This window comes from Coprococcus sp. RTP21281st1_F1_RTP21281_210402, assembly GCF_040915325.1.
Classification (GTDB): domain Bacteria; phylum Bacillota; class Clostridia; order Lachnospirales; family Lachnospiraceae; genus Coprococcus; species Coprococcus aceti.
In genome coordinates this window covers 1-19,621 of record NZ_JBCPDQ010000005.1, presented here as the reverse complement: position 1 = coordinate 19,621, position 19,621 = coordinate 1, and the positions used below count along the sequence as shown (strand labels likewise).

The 19,621-nt window shown below is 38.4% G+C and carries 23 protein-coding genes; all 23 read right to left on the bottom strand.

Annotation, left to right across the window (positions count from 1 at the left end; all coding sequences use genetic code 11):
- Nucleotides 1-72: 72 nt before the first annotated feature.
- Complete coding sequence (locus AB5150_RS07990) at nucleotides 73-492, bottom strand: hypothetical protein (RefSeq protein ID WP_055223661.1); 420 nt, start codon at nucleotides 490-492, stop codon at nucleotides 73-75.
- A gap of 10 nt (nucleotides 493-502) precedes the next feature.
- A complete protein-coding gene (locus tag AB5150_RS07985) occupies nucleotides 503-1,588 on the bottom strand; it encodes a hypothetical protein (RefSeq protein WP_368291622.1) in 1,086 nt (361 codons plus the stop codon).
- A gap of 14 nt (nucleotides 1,589-1,602) precedes the next feature.
- The gene (locus tag AB5150_RS07980; RefSeq protein ID WP_349819055.1) at nucleotides 1,603-1,842 is read right to left on the bottom strand and encodes a hypothetical protein; all 240 of its coding nucleotides are present in this window, start codon (nucleotides 1,840-1,842) and stop codon (nucleotides 1,603-1,605) included.
- Nucleotides 1,843-1,904: 62 nt separating this feature from the next.
- Nucleotides 1,905-2,069, bottom strand: a complete 165-nt coding sequence (locus AB5150_RS07975) for a hypothetical protein (protein ID WP_119201420.1) — start codon at nucleotides 2,067-2,069, stop codon at nucleotides 1,905-1,907.
- Nucleotides 2,066-2,287, bottom strand: coding sequence for a hypothetical protein (locus AB5150_RS07970; protein WP_349819054.1), 222 nt, complete (start codon nucleotides 2,285-2,287; stop codon nucleotides 2,066-2,068). The genes AB5150_RS07975 and AB5150_RS07970 overlap by 4 nt, the downstream gene beginning before the upstream one ends.
- Before the next feature lie 206 nt (nucleotides 2,288-2,493).
- Entirely contained in the window at nucleotides 2,494-2,664 is a 171-nt protein-coding gene (locus AB5150_RS07965; protein WP_199413867.1) for a DUF2185 domain-containing protein, read from the bottom strand.
- A 69-nt stretch (nucleotides 2,665-2,733) separates the two neighbouring features.
- Nucleotides 2,734-3,243: an ankyrin repeat domain-containing protein gene (locus AB5150_RS07960; protein WP_055148038.1), complete on the bottom strand. Its 510-nt coding sequence runs from the start codon at nucleotides 3,241-3,243 to the stop codon at nucleotides 2,734-2,736.
- A 14-nt stretch (nucleotides 3,244-3,257) separates the two neighbouring features.
- The gene (locus AB5150_RS07955; protein WP_243003794.1) at nucleotides 3,258-3,359 is read right to left on the bottom strand and encodes a GH-E family nuclease; all 102 of its coding nucleotides are present in this window, start codon (nucleotides 3,357-3,359) and stop codon (nucleotides 3,258-3,260) included.
- Complete coding sequence (locus AB5150_RS07950; protein ID WP_349819053.1) at nucleotides 3,325-3,666, bottom strand: DUF6572 domain-containing protein; 342 nt, start codon at nucleotides 3,664-3,666, stop codon at nucleotides 3,325-3,327. Before AB5150_RS07950 ends, AB5150_RS07955 begins: the two co-directional genes overlap by 35 nt.
- 106 nt (nucleotides 3,667-3,772) lie before the next feature.
- Complete coding sequence (locus AB5150_RS07945; RefSeq protein WP_055148043.1) at nucleotides 3,773-3,979, bottom strand: hypothetical protein; 207 nt, start codon at nucleotides 3,977-3,979, stop codon at nucleotides 3,773-3,775.
- 68 nt (nucleotides 3,980-4,047) lie between these two features.
- Nucleotides 4,048-5,334, bottom strand: coding sequence for a hypothetical protein (locus AB5150_RS07940; RefSeq protein ID WP_349819052.1), 1,287 nt, complete (start codon nucleotides 5,332-5,334; stop codon nucleotides 4,048-4,050).
- Entirely contained in the window at nucleotides 5,319-5,444 is a 126-nt protein-coding gene (locus AB5150_RS07935; RefSeq protein WP_262563550.1) for a hypothetical protein, read from the bottom strand. The genes AB5150_RS07940 and AB5150_RS07935 overlap by 16 nt, the downstream gene beginning before the upstream one ends.
- 212 nt (nucleotides 5,445-5,656) lie before the next feature.
- Nucleotides 5,657-6,148 carry a PASTA domain-containing protein gene (locus AB5150_RS07930; protein WP_055274113.1) on the bottom strand — a complete coding sequence of 164 codons (492 nt, stop codon included), beginning with the start codon at nucleotides 6,146-6,148 and terminating at the stop codon, nucleotides 5,657-5,659.
- 262 nt (nucleotides 6,149-6,410) lie between these two features.
- Nucleotides 6,411-6,929, bottom strand: coding sequence for a hypothetical protein (locus AB5150_RS07925; RefSeq protein ID WP_055224723.1), 519 nt, complete (start codon nucleotides 6,927-6,929; stop codon nucleotides 6,411-6,413).
- A 13-nt stretch (nucleotides 6,930-6,942) separates the two neighbouring features.
- Nucleotides 6,943-8,217: a hypothetical protein gene (locus AB5150_RS07920; RefSeq protein ID WP_349819050.1), complete on the bottom strand. Its 1,275-nt coding sequence runs from the start codon at nucleotides 8,215-8,217 to the stop codon at nucleotides 6,943-6,945.
- Nucleotides 8,218-8,279: 62 nt separating this feature from the next.
- Nucleotides 8,280-8,525, bottom strand: coding sequence for an EsaB/YukD family protein (locus tag AB5150_RS07915; protein WP_015533115.1), 246 nt, complete (start codon nucleotides 8,523-8,525; stop codon nucleotides 8,280-8,282).
- Nucleotides 8,518-12,876, bottom strand: coding sequence for a type VII secretion protein EssC (gene essC / locus AB5150_RS07910; RefSeq protein WP_368291617.1), 4,359 nt, complete (start codon nucleotides 12,874-12,876; stop codon nucleotides 8,518-8,520). The genes AB5150_RS07915 and essC overlap by 8 nt, the downstream gene beginning before the upstream one ends.
- Nucleotides 12,877-12,893: 17 nt before the next feature.
- Nucleotides 12,894-14,666, bottom strand: a complete 1,773-nt coding sequence (locus AB5150_RS07905) for a hypothetical protein (RefSeq protein WP_055280670.1) — start codon at nucleotides 14,664-14,666, stop codon at nucleotides 12,894-12,896.
- A gap of 14 nt (nucleotides 14,667-14,680) precedes the next feature.
- A complete protein-coding gene (locus tag AB5150_RS07900) occupies nucleotides 14,681-16,618 on the bottom strand; it encodes a leucine-rich repeat domain-containing protein (RefSeq protein ID WP_055147843.1) in 1,938 nt (645 codons plus the stop codon).
- Nucleotides 16,619-16,620: 2 nt separating this feature from the next.
- Nucleotides 16,621-17,571 carry a PASTA domain-containing protein gene (locus AB5150_RS07895; RefSeq protein ID WP_055147846.1) on the bottom strand — a complete coding sequence of 317 codons (951 nt, stop codon included), beginning with the start codon at nucleotides 17,569-17,571 and terminating at the stop codon, nucleotides 16,621-16,623.
- Nucleotides 17,572-17,737: 166 nt separating this feature from the next.
- A complete protein-coding gene (locus AB5150_RS07890; protein ID WP_055147849.1) occupies nucleotides 17,738-18,208 on the bottom strand; it encodes an SMI1/KNR4 family protein in 471 nt (156 codons plus the stop codon).
- Nucleotides 18,209-18,219: 11 nt separating this feature from the next.
- A complete protein-coding gene (locus tag AB5150_RS07885; RefSeq protein ID WP_349823513.1) occupies nucleotides 18,220-19,443 on the bottom strand; it encodes an HNH/ENDO VII family nuclease in 1,224 nt (407 codons plus the stop codon).
- Nucleotides 19,433-19,621, bottom strand: a 189-nt coding sequence (locus AB5150_RS07880; RefSeq protein ID WP_349819047.1) for a DUF4176 domain-containing protein, incomplete at its 5' end; no start/stop codon positions are given. The genes AB5150_RS07880 and AB5150_RS07885, both read right to left, overlap by 11 nt.

Here is a 19,621-nt window from a genome sequence, read left to right as displayed (position 1 = left end):
TCGGCAATGGTTATGGAGGTAGTTGGATTTATTAGATTTTACTTCTAAGGAAGTCTTAAAGTATAACCATAATTAAATATAAACAATCACAATGCCTGTCTCCGATGATTTATTATCATAATATGAAAATATTTTTCCCCATGCATAATCATATTCTATTCCTGTAATACTTTCATTACTTGGAATTCCTAATTCATTTTTCAAAAAATCATTATTATGTTTTCTTAATTCTTTCAGAATATTATCATTCATTGTTTGATAATTCATTTTGTACTTCTCTTCAGCATTACTTAATTCAACTTTTGATATTATCTTATTATCACAAAAAATAGTAGTCCAGAACTTTTCTTTATTTAATTCCATTGGCTCCTTGGATATATATACTTTTCCAGTATTAAATTTTATTACATTGAATTCATCTGCATTTAATATATCAATACTCGTCTTTGGTTCAATAATATATCTTCCCAATTTAATTTTCCCATTTTTCATAGCATTTCTCCTACTTAATTTCATTCATCATACCGAAATATTCCTCTAGTGATATTTTAGTATTTGTTAAACTAATCGTTTGATTATCTAATTTTTCCAGTACTCCATTAGCACAATTAAAATCAAAATTAGGGTCAAATCTTTGCGTTAATCCTCCTTGACCAAATTGCGGATTATTCAAAGCGACTCCATCTGCCACATTTAGTTCTCCATGAACTTTGTAAGGAGTTAACTTACTTCTGTATTCTGCATAAGCCATTCCTTTTTCATAATATGGTTTTACTTGCAATCCTCCAAAGACCTTTTGAGCATCATTGCCTATAGTCTGCGCTACTTCTGATGTTGTAGAATACCCCGTTGGGAATGGTTCGCCCATATAGATTATATCACCATCATGTAATGTTATATTCGTATAGGCATCCACACCAGTATAGGGATAACTACCTTGCCAAGCGGACGCTACTTCTGATGGATTACAACTTTCCCAACACACATTTTCTTTCCCATATGTATCCCTATAATAATTATACCAATCCATTCCTGTAACATCGTCTATTGTTGTACTTCCACCCTCACAAGTAATACTTCTTTCAGACTCCACCCGTCCTTTGCTAGTAGACATACCCCTATTCTTTCCATCTGCTTTTGACGATGACTTTCCACCCTCAAAAACTGACCGCAAAACAAATGATGTTATTGCACACTCTGCCCAGGTCTTGGCTACATCTCCGCCTGTTATTGCTTTATCATATTTGTTTTCATGATATATGTATGTAGCTGTACCTATTGTTGCATCCCCAACAGCATTTATTACTCTGGCAGCAAAAACATTACCGACCGTCATCTCTGCACCAGTCATCATGGCTGCTGTTCCTGCGCCAAACATTCCACAAAGAGCACCTATTATTGCGCCCTCTTCAACGCCACTTGCAAATCCATCAAAAAACGACTTTCCTGCTTTCACTGATGCAGCGCCATTCATTATACCAGATATTGCTGATCCCACGAGGGCAGATGTCGCTATAGACTGTGTTACCGTGGCGGCCGCCGCCCCTAGTACGGCAGGGCAGACTATCGCCACTGCAGCAGTAACCACAAGCACGCCTATGCCTATAGCCAGCTTTCCTTCACTGGTCTCATACCATGGAGTTTCAGCATATAGGTTGCATAGAGTCTGTCCAGGGATGATATATCCAGAGATTCCGCCATCTTGCTTATGTATATTATATCTCTCTGACGTCTAATATCATCAATATACTGTCCAAGTGTATCATATATCTTTGACAATCTGTATGGTTCATCTTCAAGCTTGCCCAAGTCTACATATAAAAGCACGCCTCTATTCCCCATTATTTTCATCCCCCCTGTACTTGTCAAGTATCTTTACGATACTAACATCACACATCCTTCATCTACATGAGTATCAGTTTATCGCCATTTTCAACATGATAACTTTTCAAGGTTCTATCTGGATCCATAACCATGCCTTCTCTCGGTAACACTAATACCCAGTGCTCACGATTCACATAGCCTGTTCGCAGATACTGCGATACAACATCCAAAGTATCCGTTATCACATCACGAACCTGTGCATTCTCATTTTAACCATTATGCTTATTAACACAACTGAAGCCAATACGATCCCAGCTATTACACCTATAATGATCTTCACATTGGGTCCATGCTTGTCAGAATCACCAGCTTCAAGCGCTTTTAAAATGTCTTCAAGCTCATCTCTGCTATCTTTCGCAGCTTCTCCAACGCCCGCAGCTCCAACATCATCTTCCTGCGACACAACACCATCTCCTTTATGCCATTATCAAACAATAGTATTGCATCATCCATTATTTTTTTGTCAACAATCATTTAGTTTTTCTCAATTTAACTCTAAAAAAATACATTGTTTTCATAACAAATGTTGTTAAGTAAACAATGTATTTACTATCTGCATCGGCTTCTTACACTACTCATTTACTTCTTACCGAGTGCCCAGAATATGTCCTATACTTTAAATTTCTTTCCTGTACTGTTATCCAAGAAATATTTCTTTCCATTCTCATCCACCAATTCTAAATCAGTTCCAACTTTACAGTTGTATATTGTGAGAATTGCCGGTTCAATATTTGCAATTGTATTAAAATCACAGATGCTCATATTATCTGCATCACTCAAATACTCTTCCGTATCAATATATTTTTTGAAACAACGCTTCCACCAGCATCTGAAATAAAACTTACTACATCACTCATATAATTTTAACCTTTCTACTAATTTTTTTCTGTACGGCATTTGAGCAGCAATTTCCAATGGCGTTTTTCCCCATGCATTCTTGTAATTAACCAGAATATTTTTTTGTGCAAACCAGATTTTATATAAAGGTTCAAGTTCCTCATCTGTAAATTTTAAATTAATCAAATACTGTAGTGGGACTCTTCCTTTTTCGTCTATTTGGTTTATATCCACACCTCCATCTATCAACTTTTTGCACAACTCCACCGTCTGATTTATATTGTGATTCACTCTTGAAAGCAATATATGCAAAAGATTTTCACCACACTCATTTACTACATTAACATCAGCACCCTTATTGATCAAAAAAATTGTTATTAAATAACGGCTTTCTGCATCATTATTTGATAATGAATAAAATAGCAGTGATTTACCTTTGTACATTTTTTTCTCATCTCCTTCATTATAACAGGAAATAAAATCATCATATTTCTTTAATTTTGCTACTAAATATATATCCATTAGATTCTTCCTTATTAATATTTGTGACTACGGTTATTACTAGGCAGTTCTGGTCTATAGTTGTCAATATCATTGTACCAATCAACAAACTCTTTTACTGTTAATTCTCCATTGATGTTCCTCGCAGAATGTAATATAAGAATTTATTTTTTCTTGTAGTCTTAGTAAATGATCATACTCATTTTTCCAATCAAGATGATCTGATATCAGTAATATTAAAGCCTTCCCATTTTCATCCGTAGCCATTCCATCTATTGTTCCACTATCTAAAACCGACATACTTCTAACCATTGTTTTGGTAACAGCATCAAAATAATATCTGAGATTCTTTAAATACGTATTTTTCTCCTCATGTGTTACACCTGTTTCTCCAGCAATTTGTTTTGCCTCTGACGTAGTGTGTCCAACATAGTCAATCAGCATGTTTTTTTCTCATGTTACTATAAAAAATACATTGTTTCCACTATACTAATTGTTATGGAAACAATGTATTTTTGCAAATCGCAAATTCTATGATAATTACCTTAGCTTATATAGTATTTTTTATTTCTTCTAAACCTTTCATTAAAGCATCCTGAACTATACTTACGTTATCGCTGTATTCTTTTTTTTCATGCTTAATAATATCAAATAAATCTTTTATAACTCCATCAATCATTATAGTTATACCCTCTACGCTTTCGCCTGTTTTTTCATTTACAAACTCCTCTGTCATTATCGAAATCGTTTTTTTCATTAAACCAATCCTCCAATTATTTTTTTCAACAATTTTAAGCTTACCTTATTCTATTTCTTATCTTTCACCTACCCCCCTCCTGCTATTATTCTTCCATTTGTAGCATATTCCTCAATCCATTCAATCCACGGTGCAGGAAATTCTATGCATCTTCCAGGAGTTGTGGGATCATTTAGCTTTGGCGCACATCTCCCCTGATTTAAAGGATTTGTTCTATAATTCTTTTCCGGCACGATATACTCGTTTACCATATCATCTAACCATTTAGGAACTTCAAATTCATAAATATCAGCACCAGGTCGTTTATTTTCTATATAATACTGCGAATGCTCTCCGTTATCCACACTAACATTCAAATTTACATTTTTCTTATTTATATATACATTTCCTTCACTATCAATTAATATTCTCTGTTGACTTGCTTTGTCTCCAGTTCCTCCTTGAACACGTCTATATGTGACTGTATTTGTGGGCTTATTACTATTAGCTTTACTTTGATTATCCAACGAATTCTTAAAATTAATTGAATTACTGTTCTTATCTGGTGATTGAGTCCTATCATTACATTCATCCATAATCGACTGCATAACAAGCGATGTTACAGCACTCGCTGCCCAAGTCTTGACTATGTCTACACCAGTAATACTCTTATCGTACTTGTCTGAATGATATGCATATACCACAGTATCTACAGTCGCATCAGATATCATATTCACAGCTTTTACTGCCACTATTCTTCCTACTGTCAGTTCTGCCCCGGTTGCAACTGCCGATATCCCGGCTCCTAATCCACCACTGATTGCACCCAATATTGCTCCAGATTCAAAACCACTTGCAAATCCATCGTAAAATGATTTGCCGGAATTCATGGAAGCTATTCCATTCATGACACCTGACGTAGCTGCACCAATAATAGCCGATGTCGCTACAGACTGTGTCACTGCAGCTGCCGTAGCTCCCAGTACAGCAGGGCAGACTATCGCCACTGCAGCAGTAACCACAAGCACGCCTATGCCTATAGCCAGCTTTTCTTCACTGGTCTCATACCATGGAGTTTCAGCATATAGGTTGCACAGAGTCTGTCCAGATGCCTCGAATTTTTCATTACATTCTTTATACAGATCGTATGCCTCATCCAGAATCTTCTTCAGAGTTCCAAGCCGATCATATTCGTCTACCAGTTGAGCACGATATCTGTCCAGGGATGATATATCCAGGGATTCCGCCATCTTGCTTATGTATATTATGTCTCTCTGACATCTGATATCATCAATATACTGTCCAAGTGTATCATATATCTTTGACAGCCTGTATGGTTCATCTTCAAGCTTGCCCAAGTCTACATATAAAAGCACGCCTCTTGAATATCTCCCACGTAGGTTTTTCTGGAATTAACCTTAGGATTGGATGAACTATATGTAAGTCTGACTCCGCCCTTTGCTGAAGCTCCTGTGCTTCTCTTCACGCCCTTCTTATAGTTATATTGTGTCTTTTTGCTCTTTATCTGTATGCTCTGAGACTTTCTTACCTTAACAGTGATTGTTTTCGAACATGGCTTATAATTTGACTTTGTCTTATTATTAGCGCATATTGTTATTTGGGCTGTACCCGTTTTTGTGGCTGTTATGACTCCTCTGTCATTGACCTTGAGTACATTCTCGTTTGAACTTGTGTACCTTATCTTCTCTCTTCAAGCTCTATACCAGCCTCTGTAGCCATAGCTCTGGCATCATCCAGAGTTTCACCAACAAATTCCGGCACAACTGTCATCACCTTGCCTTTACTGACCGTTATTCCAACTGAAGCCTTACGTTTCACCTTCATTCCCTTGGCTATATCCTGTGAGATAACGCATCCTTCTTCTACCTCAGAACTGTATTCTTTTTTCTCCTCAAGCGTTACACCAGCCTCTCCGGCAATTTGTTTTGCCTCTGCCGTCGTGTGCCCAACAAAATCAGGCACAACAGATTTCCTGTTAACCATTATGATGATTAACACAACTGAAACCAATACGATCCCAGCTATTACACCTATAATGATCTTCATATTGGGTCCATGCTTGTCAGAATCACCAGCTTCAAGTGCTTTTAAAATGTCTTCAAGCTCATCTCTGCTATCTTTCGCAGCTTCTCCAACGCCCGCAGCTCCAACATCATCTTCCCGCGACACAACACCTTTTCCTTTACATTATTGTCAAACAATAGTATCACATCACCCATTGTTTTTGTCAGCAATCATTTAGTTTTTCTCATTTTGATGTTATCTATTGACTAAAACCATGTCTTCTATCTCGTCACGTTTCCAATCATACTCTTCGTCTTCACCAATTGGCAAATATTGGGGCTTCTCCTGTGGATTATAAATATACCATCCTATTTGTTGAAATATCTTTAAAACTGCTCCTTTAATCTAATAATTTAAAAACAATATTTTATAATAAACATTTCGAATTCTTAATTTCTTTCATTTCTTCTTGATTCAAATTTTTAAATTCTATCCCAACGAAATAATCGTCTAAAAACAATAAATTATTTGAATCATTAATCCTATATGCATTTAGAACACACTCTTCAATATCATCTCTTAATATTAAAATTGCATTTTCTGACTTCCAGATTTTAAATTTCCCATCTAAGGTAACATTCATATTGTTCTCATTGAAATCCTTATTACATATACTAATTCCCATACCCTCATTTATAATTACGGGAATATCACTAATATTATTAATTATTTCATCTTGAACAAAATAGCTAACATACTCTATCATTCCATCTTCTGGATTAATTGCTATGTCCAACGGAGGCTTGCGCTTATCCTCATAAAACAAATGGTAGTTTTGTCCTATTCTTTTATCAATAACTGATATTTCAAATAAAACAAGCCCCTCTCCCATACCTTCTATTTTTCGAATATATTTTTTATTATTAAATACTTTTTCAAACTTCACCTTTTTCGCCTTTCTAATTAATCATCCTTGCATGATATACTACACCAGTTTCAGTATTAATACCAAGTTCCCAATTACCATATGTACCAAAATATCTTCCAGGTGCCTCTGTGCCTATCGTCTCCATCGCTTTATTCAGTGATGCAGAATAACTTTCTAACATCACTTGGCTTCTAGTTCCAATGCTCCAACTCTCGTCTCCAAATCTACTTACATACTCACCCATATGTTTGGTTGCATTTGAATTTGTCCATAATGTGTTCGTTCCTGTTTCAGAATTCACATAATTAATGTTTCCATCCAAATCAATTTTAAATGTAGTAGGTATTTCAGTAGCAGGCATATTGTCAGCTGTACTAGTAATATTATCCCATACAGTCCCCGTCTTACTACCACTCTTACATTTAAAACTACCTTCAGGCTCCCCCCGTCCTTTGCCTGTAGATATAACACCATTCCCACCATCCGTCTTTGACGATGACTTTCCACCTCCAACAGACTGCATAGCAAACGATGTTGCCGCACTTTTTACCCAAGTCTTAACTATATCTCCGCCAGTAAAGTCTTTATCATACTTGTTTGAGTGATACGCATATACCACACTATCTACAGTTGCATCAGATACCATATTCATAGCTTTTACAGCCATGACTCTTCCTACTGTGAGTTCTGCCCCTGACATAATTGCAGATGTTCCAGCTCCTAATCCTCCACTGATTGCACCCAATATTGCTCCAGATTCAAAACCACTTGCAAATCCATCATAAAATGACTTGCCGGAATTCATGGAAGCTATTCCATTCATGACACCTGACGTAGCTGCACCAATAATAGCAGATGTCGCTATAGACTGTGTTACCGTGGCGGCCGCCGCCCCTAATACAGCAGGGCAGACTATCGCCACTGCAGCAGTAACCACAAGCACGCCTATGCCTATAGCCAGCTTTCCTTCACTGGTCTCATACCATGGAGTTTCAGCATATAGGTTGCACAGAGTCTGTCCAGATGCCTCGAATTTTTCATTACATTCTTTATACAGATCGTATGCCTCATCCAGAATCTTCTTCAGAGTTCCAAGCCGATCATATTCATCTACCAGTTGAGCACGATATCTGTCCAGGGATGATATATCCAGAGATTCCGCCATCTTGCTTATGTATATTATATCTCTCTGACGTCTGATATCATCAATATACTGTCCAAGTGTATCATATATCTTTGATAATCTGTAAGGTTCATCTTCAAGCTTGCCCAAGTCTACATATAAAAGCACGCCTCTATTCCCCATTATTTTCATCCCCCCTGTACTTGTCAAGTATCTTTACGATACTAACATCACACATCCCTCATCTACATGAGTATCAGTTTATCGCCATTTTCAACATGATAACTTTTCAAGGTTCTATCTGGATCCATAACCATGCCTTCTCTCGGTAACACTAATACCCAGTGCTCACGATTCACATAGCCTGTTCGCAGATACTGCGATACAACATCCAAAGTATCCGTTATCACATCACAAACCTGTGCATTCTCATTATATTGAACATCAAATTCTTGATTTATTTCCGGCATAATCAACCTGGACTTAATCATGCTTTATCTGCCTCCTGTATAACGGTATAATTATCTGCGATACATTCTGATCATCATTATCCTGTGGGATCATACCTATACCTGGTTTGTATACCTTATTTGCCTCTGTAAATGATAGATTAGTAAAATTAAAAAATGAAGTTTCAGCACAATTGCCACCCAGTTGTATTCCCATATGATATCCAGTCATAACATCATATACTTTTCGTCCACGACATTCTGACTGACTTGCTGTATCAATCAACCCTATAATGAATATGTTGTGCAGAGCGCCTTTCTCTACAACATTCTCTATAAATGGGACAATTCTTGTAATGCCTTCACTCGGCGAATACAATGTATTTAAAAACGCTTCCATATCTGCAATAAAAATGTATGTTTCCTTAAACCGGGTCATCTGGCTATATATTTCATTCTCATCATAGCCTTGTTCCTTTACCTGATTTTTAAACTTATTTCTCTCCACAAATTCTGGAACCAGCATTGTAAAGTAATCTGCCTGTGTTGCTTCGCTATCTATATACGTTGCTCCCAACAATTCCGAATCAGGCTTGAACTCATTGGAACCATGTTCTATAACAACTATATCTGCATTTCTCATCAGTGCTGCATTCATCAATAACCGCATAACATTTTTCTTACCAGTTCTAGCTCTGCCCGTAATTGTATAGCAGAATGTTCTCCTAAGGTCTATTCCATATCCCTCTGCACTTACACTGTCATATCCTATCGGCAACATATATCCATTACACATCTGAGCAACATCATTACGCCTCTTGAATATCTCCCACGTAGGTTTTTCTGGAATTTCAGGAATACTTTCCGCTACCTCAGTAGCTCCTTCAGCCATAGATGCACACATATTGCGAAGTAACTCTATACGTTCCATATCATCGCACCTATCCGTAGCTATCGCTGTCTGGAATTCCATTACTTCTCCATCGACCTTTATGAGTCCTCTTCCCTTTAGATTTTCCGGTTCAAGCTCCACTCTTCCTGTTCTCAGAACCGATGAGTACATATACTTTTCATTCAGGCTCAATGCCACTGTTTCAGATATATTGTCTTCTATCCTTCCAGGTATTCCCGTATTACCAAATCCATTTGCAGTTACAATCGTATATATTCCATATGCAGTACCATCATGAACAATCTTCTGCATATTATCATCATATATTTCTGCTGTTTTTTCACGAAATCCAGCATAGTTATCTATTATGAACACTACTGCAGGCATATCGTTTTTGTTAACTTTTTTATAGGAGTTGAAGCTTATTCCACCAAGAATATTTTTTCTTGTAGATATAATCCTGTTTATTAAGAATATCAGCTTCCTAATTCTGTCGTCATCATCCTCGCTAACAAAGCCGCCAACCTGTGGAGCCTGTTCAAAGCACCGCAAAGATTTATTGCTAAAGTCTGCTATGTATATATTTACTTCTGAAGCTTTATATCTGGTTATCAATGATGCAATAAGTGTCTGAACAAAGGTACTTTTACCACTTACATTCGTTCCACATATTGCAATATTTCCAGCATCCGCAATATCGATCCTATATGGTTTCTGACTTTGCCTTGATGGATCATCATACATTCCTATAGTTGCCACCAATGAATATGTATCATCTGATTTATTTATCGGATATTCATTATCTATATCGTCTATAAATATAGGATTAGCTATTGGTGGTATCCACAAACTATAATCTCTGTTATATCCATTTTCTCTTGCTACCTTGGCCAAATACTCTTTAACCGCATCCAACTGCGTTACGCTGTTTGCCGGATTTGACACTTTGGCAATTTTCTTCTTTCTTATAATCTCCGAACCAGAAGCTGAAAGTATCGCAGTTCGTGTATCTTCACCAGAAACCGCATCTCCCCGATACTCAGCTCCACTCCAGCCAGACTGGAATAGCTCATACACTTCATCATTTCCAACCTGCAGATATCCCCTTCCTGCCTGAGTTATAAAAGCAGCATCCTCCTTGTGCAGCATCTCTTTACTGTCCTGCTTATCCTGCACTCTAAGACACAGCTTAAACTTGGAATTCGACCAGATATTTTCGTCGACTGTTCCTGCTGGTTTCTGCGTAGAAAGGATCAGATGAACACCAAGGCTTCGTCCAACCTGTGCAACACTTATAAGCTCCTTCATAAATTCCGGCTGTTCTCGCTTCAGCTCGGCAAACTCGTCCACTATTATAAACAGATGTGGTACCGGAAGTTCTACCTCACCAGCTTTTACAAGCTTGGTATAATTATTAATATTGTTCACTCCGGCCTCATTGAAGACTCTCTGTCTTCGCATATTCTCGCTCTTTATGGACACCATAGCTCTCTTTATCGCACTTCCTGACAGATTCGATATTGCTCCTATCATGTGTGGAAGACCATCAAACAGGTTTGCCATTCCTCCGCCCTTATAATCAATAATGAAAAAGCCTATATCATCAGGGCTGTAGTTTATCGCCATTGAGAGAATATATGTCTGCAGCGTCTCCGACTTTCCCGATCCTGTAGTTCCCGCAACAAGCCCATGGGGGCCATGATATTTCTCATGTACATCAAGAATACAGTCCTTGCCTCCAGCCGACTGACCTATGACAGCCCGCATACTGTTGTAATTTTTATTTGTCTTCCATCTGTCGAGAACCCGCAATTCTTCCAGCCTTTGTATTCCCAGCATATCAAAAAATGTAAGGCTGTCGGGTATACCGCCAGCCTCCACATCTTCGTTCACCTTTATAACTGCTATTCTGTCGGCAAAAGCTGCCAGTTGACTTTCTGTCACCTTATCAAAATCTACATGGCTATACTCATCCGTCTTCATCCTATGGATTCCCGAAAACTGTTTGTCGATCATAAGCTCATAAGTAGTGTCATTCAACAACTGCGATTCTTTGTCAGCCAAGGTTACCACTGTGAAAGAATATTTCTGTGCATCTGTTGTTATGTACTTATTTATCGCATGCCCTTCCAGCAGAGAAGTATCAGCAACAAACAACACAATGTGAGTAAACTGTCGCTTCTCTATAGTATAATCTTTCTGTTCCCGGTCTCTCAGAATATCAATAATTCTGAAAAACAGGTCGTCCACTGAGCTTCTGTCTGACGCCATCAGTCTCTCACTATAATCATCGAGCCACACATGCGGCATAAACCTATAGTTCATCCATTCACTGCTATCAGTTTCAGAATCGAATGCAAATGCAAGTTTTACATCACGATAAGAATTATTCGCTGCTATCTGTGCAATCATGGTTCTTGCCACATCAAATGCTTTGCTCTTATCTCCCACTCCAACTATACCTATTATACCTGTAGCTCCGAGATCCACGCCCTGCGGAACATCCTTTATTCGTGAATATACAGCCTTTACTTTGCCCGGAATCTGTATCAATTCATCATCAGACTGTTCCATTCGTATCTTAGGAACAGTTATATACTCTGACACATCCAATGTTCCCAGGCCAACTCGCTCCACCAGATAATCCTTATGATTCCTGTTTCTATTCCACAATTCAGTTGACTGATCTGTATATTGCGTTATAACATCAGGAGATTTGTACATATCTCCGAGCATATTTTTTATAGTATTCTGATTAGAAGCTATCTGTTTTATCTGCCGCCTCAGATATCTGGCATACCCAGATCTCCTGTCAAGCTCCCCCTGTGCATTTCTCTTCTTATCATAATGCATATTGATGAAGGCCCATAACACTCCTATAACCGCAGATGCAGCAGCAGTGATAAGACCTGTATACATAAGCATTCCAGAATTGCTCCCTGATGATCTGTAGCTGTACATAGCAAGAACTCCTCCAAGCATCATAGGGATCATCATCGTAAATGTTGGTCCTATAACCATCAAGAGCGGTTTCTTTTCTATCTGCTGTTTTGCCGGTGGATTCTCAATTGTCACAGACTCTATAACCGGCTCCTTCGTATTTCTGGGGGATCTGTGAAAAAATCTGTCTTTTCCCTGAACATCCTCATACTTAAGCGCCTCTGAATCCAAGTATGGCAGATTGACAATAATACTGTCTTTTAAGTCGTTCTGTATAATCACACCGATAATCTGCACACAATATATTATCCTTAAAGCACCGAGTTCTATAATATCTCCACATTTGAGCTTGTATCCTGACTGTACCAGATTGCCATCCACGGTCAAGCTACGACTGCCAGTATCACATATAATCCATCCATTTCCATTTTCCACAAATTCGGTCTGAACACCAATCATTTCCGGGCTTCTCACCACAATCTCATTCTCGTCAAGACTTCCTATTCTTATACGATGGACACCCGATATCATATATTTATCCACAGGAGTCATAAATTCCATAAGATTTCCTCTTTCGACTATTTAATAACACACTTTACAGCACTTGTGCTGGCACCATTCTGCACGTTTCCGCCTGACTTATAGCAAGGAACAACCTTAATATAATATTTTCCAGCTTTCAGTCCGGTTATGGTTGTACTGGTACCCGTTATCTTACTCTTTGAATTATATAGTGACATCTGTCCACAATCTTCACTGTCCTTCTTGTAGCCATAATAATATATCCTATATTCGCTGGCATTATACTCCTTCTTACTATTAGACCACTGTATATATAACTGTCCTGATTTTTTAGATTCTGTATTCGCTATCTTAACTATGTTTGGCACCACTTTTATAGTTCTGGTGATAGACTTTGTACTATAGTGCGCAGCATCCGCTCCCTTTGGTGTAAAGGTAGCTGTAATCACTACACTGCCAAATGCTTTGTTATTCATAACCTGAACTCTTCCACCTGCCGCATTGATCGCAAGCAATTTAGGATTACTTGATTTGAAGCTAAATGTACCCTGACAATCACTAGGTGCAACACACTCAAAGCCATGTGTTCCATTTGCATTGTGCCATGTTGTTGATATAGGACTCTTGAACGAGATCACCGGTACCTTTTTTTCAATTCTAAAATTCTTTACAACTCTCTTTCCTGATACACAGTTGGAACCATTTGCCGTAACAGTAACTGTCGCTGTACCAGGCTCTTTATTATTTGCGTATTGTACTGTATAATCTGATGCCTTCAGCTTTGCACTTCCATACGCAACTGTAACTGCAGGCTTGAAATAACTTCCGCTATATGTATAAGAATTAGCAGCTAATGTCACTGTCGCTTTTGTTATATCCGCCTGAGAAATTGTAAATGTCTTACTTACTTTTCCAGTTAAATTCTTACAACCCTCTATGGCTGCCTCCGCTTTATTTCCGGCCGATACATTATTCTTTAAAGTAATCTTATAGTTATCAGTACCCATTACCGCACCATTCAGCTTCACTGTAACCTTTGGTAACTTTGCTGTTCCGTCATATACACAAGATGCCACATCTATCGATGCAGACTGCACATTTGCAGGCTTAATTGTAAATTCCTTCTGGATCTCTCCGCCATAATCTCCACATCCAGTCACCACAATCTTTGCTTGTGTTCCTGCATTAATATTGTCTTTATAGGTGACCTTATAGTCTGTACCCTGTTCAATAACTCTTCCCTCATACTTGACCTGTACTGTCGGAGCTATCACCTTGCCTGTATATACATATGGTTTATCATCTGAAATGATCACCTCAGCACTGTCCTCTGATAAATTCAAGGCTGAAGGCTTGTACACATTATTATCCTGTCCGCTTGGAGCAATATCAAAACGGTGAGCCCCCACGACTTCATTGCACTTTAGATATGAACCAGACTTAACCTCAAGAGTCATGATACTGCCTCCACATGAGATTATCTTGTCTATTTTGCATGGCTCACTGCCTATGGCCAGTTTTTCGCAGTAGAGTCTCATGGACTGTGCGGTAAGTCCACGTATCTTCAGCTCGTCTTTATCCTCACTGTAATCTATTTTTCCATACACATACGCATCCGCTGCTTCAGACTCGGTCATGGTTATCCATGCAAGCGCTCTTCCGTTTGGTGATGTACTTAATCTTACTCCAACTGGATAATTTGCTATGCAATAATAGGTTTTTACCGCATCAGTCGAATCCGACTCATCAGCGTGTGCCTGCACCATACCAAATGAACATATAGCCAAGACAATCATCACTGCCGCTATAAGTTTTTTTACTCTCGTCATCTGAAATGCCCCCTTTACTTCCTTATATCTCCTCTGCTATTTGTAACCTTCTGTGATTCAACGCCATTTTTCTTCACATAAATTACAGGATAGTATCTGCTATACTTTGATACATTCACAGTAATAACTACTTTCTTGCCTTTCTTTACAGTTTTTATATGTGGCTTACCATATAGTTTTTTCATCTTTGACGATTCATACACTTTTACGATAACCTTTGAATTCGGAGTAGGATTATTTACTGTTACTTTTAGTGTTTTGCTGTTATGGGCAATTGACACAGATGACATCACCGGTCTTACATAATATGTAATCTTTCTTACCTTCTGCTCATATACACCATTATCACCTGCTTTTATCGTAACTATAGCTTTACCAACACCCTTTATTGTTATCTTTCCATTATTCGCTACAGAAATAACCTTAGGATTGGATGAACTATATGTAAGTCTGACTCCACCCTTTGCTGAGGCTCCTATGCTTCTCTTCACGCCCTTCTTATAATTATACTGTGTCTTTTTACTCTTAACCTGTATGCTCTGAGGTTTTCTTACCTTCACAGTGATTGTTTTTGAGCATGGCTTATAATTTGACTTTGTCTTATTATTAGCGCATATTGTTATTTTGGCTGTACCCGTTTTTGTGACTGTTATGACTCCTCTGTCATTGACCTTGAGTACATTCTCGTTTGAACTTGTGTACCTTATCTTCTCATTTCCTGAAGTCGTAGCTGCCAGGGTCATAGATGCTGTTCCACGACTGTTCAGAAGAAGCGTATATGTACCTGCGGCCTGCTTACCATCCTTCTTAACAGAAAGCTTGCATGCTGCCTGAACTATTGAGAATTTCATTGTGAGTGTGCCGATATTCTCATTTTTTCCTGTAATCTTTATAACAGCGGTTCCGACATTTTTATTATTCGAGTATGTAACATCATATGCATCTGCATTTACTACAGAGCCATCATTATCCGTAACTTTAATTACCGGTTTTATAGGCTTTCCCGTATAAGAATAACTCTTAGCCGGAATACTTACATTCATACTGTTTTCATCAAACCTATAAGCCCTCCTGATAATCACATTCTCATCAGAATCCGGAGTATATATGTTGTTACCAGCCTCATATGTATACAGATATGTTCCGGTTGGATTTCCCTCCTTGAACAAGCCGGTTCCAAAATCCGCATCCGCCGGTCTTCTTAACAATCTAACATATTGAAGATTTTTGCACCCTATAAAACAGAAATCGCCCAGTTTTGTCAGTCTTTCCGAAAAATCCAGATGCTCTAACAATTCGCATCCCGCAAAGGCACAATTTCCAACACTTGATAAATTATCAGGAATATCTATGTTCTTTATTCTGTTACAGCCCTGAAAACAATAGTCTCCCAGATTCTTGGTATACTCTGATAATTTCAAATCGGTTATGCTATAGCACTCTCCAAATGCAAACTGACCAAGTTCGTATATCTGAGATCCAGACATGTCTACATTCTTCAAACTTGAACATCTGGCAAATGCATACGCCCCCACCGACAAAGTTCCTTTCGAAAATTCCACAGACTTTAAAGAAGTACATCCATAAAAAGCCCTTCGTCCTATAGTGAGAGGTTCGTCTCCCTCTATAACCACAGACTCCAGATTTGTACATCCTGAAAATGCATTGTTACCTATATGTGTAACTCCAGGCTTTACTACAACCTTTATAACATTGAAATTAGTCCACGGCTTCTTGTCCTCCAGTCCAAAGTCAATCATCGCCTTATTTGTGGAAACATCCAATGTCAGCACCCCACTGTCACCATTATATTCAGCCCTGATTCCAGCATCCTCCGACACTGCATTCGTCGAAGCATATGCCTGTACCATTTCTGGAACAAGGCTGACCATACACATAATCACTGCTCCTACAATTACTGTAATTATCCTTCTCTTTAACTCCTTTTTCATGATCAATCACCCCACTCTTCTTCTTCTGTTATAAACTCATCTTCATTTACGCTTGATGTTCCGCTGTCCGCCTGTTCATTTGTTCCCGAACCACCAGATGATCCCGATCCACCACCTGCTGAACCGGAGCTTGCAGCCACAGACGAGCTTGTCTTCTTGCCCTTACTCACTATCAGATACAACTGAGTATCTTCAGTCATCTCAGTTCCCGCCTTTACGCTTTGTCTGATGATCACATTCTCATCAACGGTATCAGAATTCTCCTGGAGGGTACTAAAGGTGATTCCAAGGGTTGAACACTGTATAGTTGCATCATTCAAGGTCATACCTACAAAGTCAGGAAGTTTTACTGTCTGCTCTCCCAGGCTTACTGTGACCTTTACAGAACTCCCCTTTTCTATGCTGGTTCCCTGTGTATCCTGCTGTTCAATTATCAAGCCAGCCGCAACATCCTTACTATATTCTTCAGTTTCTTCAAGCTCTATACCAGCCTCTGTAGCCATAGCTCTGGCATCATCCAGAATTTCACCAACAAATTCCGGCACAACTGTCATCTCCTTGCCTTTACTGACCGTTATTCCAACTGAAGCCTTACGTTTCACCTTCATTCCCTTGGCTATATCCTGTGAGATAACGCATCCTTCTTCTACCTCAGAACTGTATTCTTTTTTCTCCTCAAGCGTTACACCAGACTCTCTGGCAATTTGTTTTGCCTCCGCCGTTGTGTGCCCAACAAAATCAGGCACAACAGATTTCCTATTAACCATCATGATAATTAACACAACTGAAACCAATACGATTCCAGCTATTACACCTATGATGATCTTCATATTGGGTCCATGCTTGTCAGAATCACCAGCTTCAAGTGCTTTTAAAATGTCTTCAAGCTCATCTCTGCTATCCTTCGCAGCTTCTCCAACGCCCGCAGCTCCAACATCATCTTCCCGCGACACAACACCATCTCCTTTACATTATTGTCAAACAATAGTATTGCATCATCAATTATTTTTGTCAACAGTCATTTAGTTTTTCTCTATTTAATTATAAAAAAATACATTGTTTTCATAACAAATGTTGTTAAGTAAACAATGTATTTTTACAAATCATGCCTTTATAGTTTTACACTTCTGTTTGTTCTTGCACTAATTGCAAAACAAAATCCCCAAAATCTTCTGCTAACGTTTCAACTATCTCATATTCCTTACCATTATAAAATGCCATTATAACCCTAGGCTCTTTTTGCTCGTTTAAATATGAATAATCTAAATATGCCATATTCCCATCATCAAAATTATATATAGGTATCCACTCATTAGGTAAGTTATATTCTTTCCGGTCATTTAACGCATAAGCAACAGAATTCCCCTCCAATATTCCTGAATCATCATCTGGGTCAATTCCAAAAATTTCATTACCATAAAATGATAAATAGCCATATTTTTTATAAAATTCTATACTTTGATTTGAAAATTTTATATTAAGCATTTGCTCTGATTTTCTAATTTCTTCTTCGTTTTTCCCCCCCGCTGTAGTATAAAATTTACATTTAGGTGCTAACTCCATTGCTTTAATAAAATTTGTATAGCTCATATATACCTCCACTAATCTAAATTATTACTTCGCCATTTCCAATATTCTCTTCTCCACTTATTAAACTTACTTCTATTAATCTTAGATGGAGCTTGTCCTATATTAGTGTGCAGTTTGCTGTAATTCTGCTGATGCTCTGTAGCCGTTATTTCCATAACTGGTCCATTATCTGTTTGATCAATGTGATGTATATTAACAGATTTTCCATCTGTTCCAATAGGTGCCAGTCCTTGCTCCATTCTCTGTGTATTCGTTCGACCCTGTTTGTCTACAAAACCAGGATCAAATGTGTTTTTATCCATTGTAACAGTTTTTCCGTTTACATCAACAGTTTTTTTGCCATTCTTCCAATTAACATTACCTCCACCCCCTCCCTGTCCTTTGCCAGTAGATATAACACCATTTTCACTCTCCGCCTTTGACGACGACTTCCCACCTCCAACAGACTGCATAGCAAACGATGTTGCCGCACTTTTTACCCAAGTCTTAACTATATCTCCGCCAGTAAAGTCTTTATCATACTTGTTTGAGTGATACGCATATACCACAGTATCTACAGTTGCATCAGATACCATATTCATAGCTTTTACAGCCATGACTCTTCCTACTGTGAGTTCTGCCCCTGACATAATTGCAGATGTTCCAGCTCCTAATCCTCCACTGATTGCACCCAATATTGCTCCAGATTCAAAACCATTTGCAAATCCATCATAAAATGACTTGCCGGATTTCATTGAAGCTATTCCATTCATAACGCCTGACGTGGCAGCACCAATAATAGCAGATGTCGCTATAGACTGTGTTACTGTGGCGGCCGCCGCCCCTAGTACAGCAGGGCAGACTATCGCCACTGCAGCAGTAACCACAAGCACGCCTATGCCTATAGCCAGCTTTCCTTCACTGGTCTCATACCATGGAGTTTCAGCATATAGGTTGCACAGAGTCTGTCCAGATGCCTCGAATTTTTCATTACATTCTTTATACAGATCGTATGCCTCATCCAGAATCTTCTTCAGAGTTCCAAGCCGATCATATTCGTCTACCAGTTGAGCACGATATCTGTCCAGGGATGATATATCCAGGGATTCCGCCATCTTGCTTATGTATATTATATCTCTCTGACGTCTGATATCATCAATATACTGTCCAAGTGTATCATATATCTTTGACAATCTGTAAGGTTCATCTTCAAGCCTGCCAAGGTCTACATACAAAAGCACTCCTCTATTTTCCATTATTTCCCTCATTCAGGTATTTGTCAACAAATTCAAACTCTTCCGGGTCCTGAAATCCAACAAAATATACCCGTTCTATCTGGTCATGATCAAACATATACGTCTGTTTTGTAGATATATTTCCCTCTGGATACAGGCATCCTATATAATCCCTTACGCTATCTGAATCCTCTGCCTT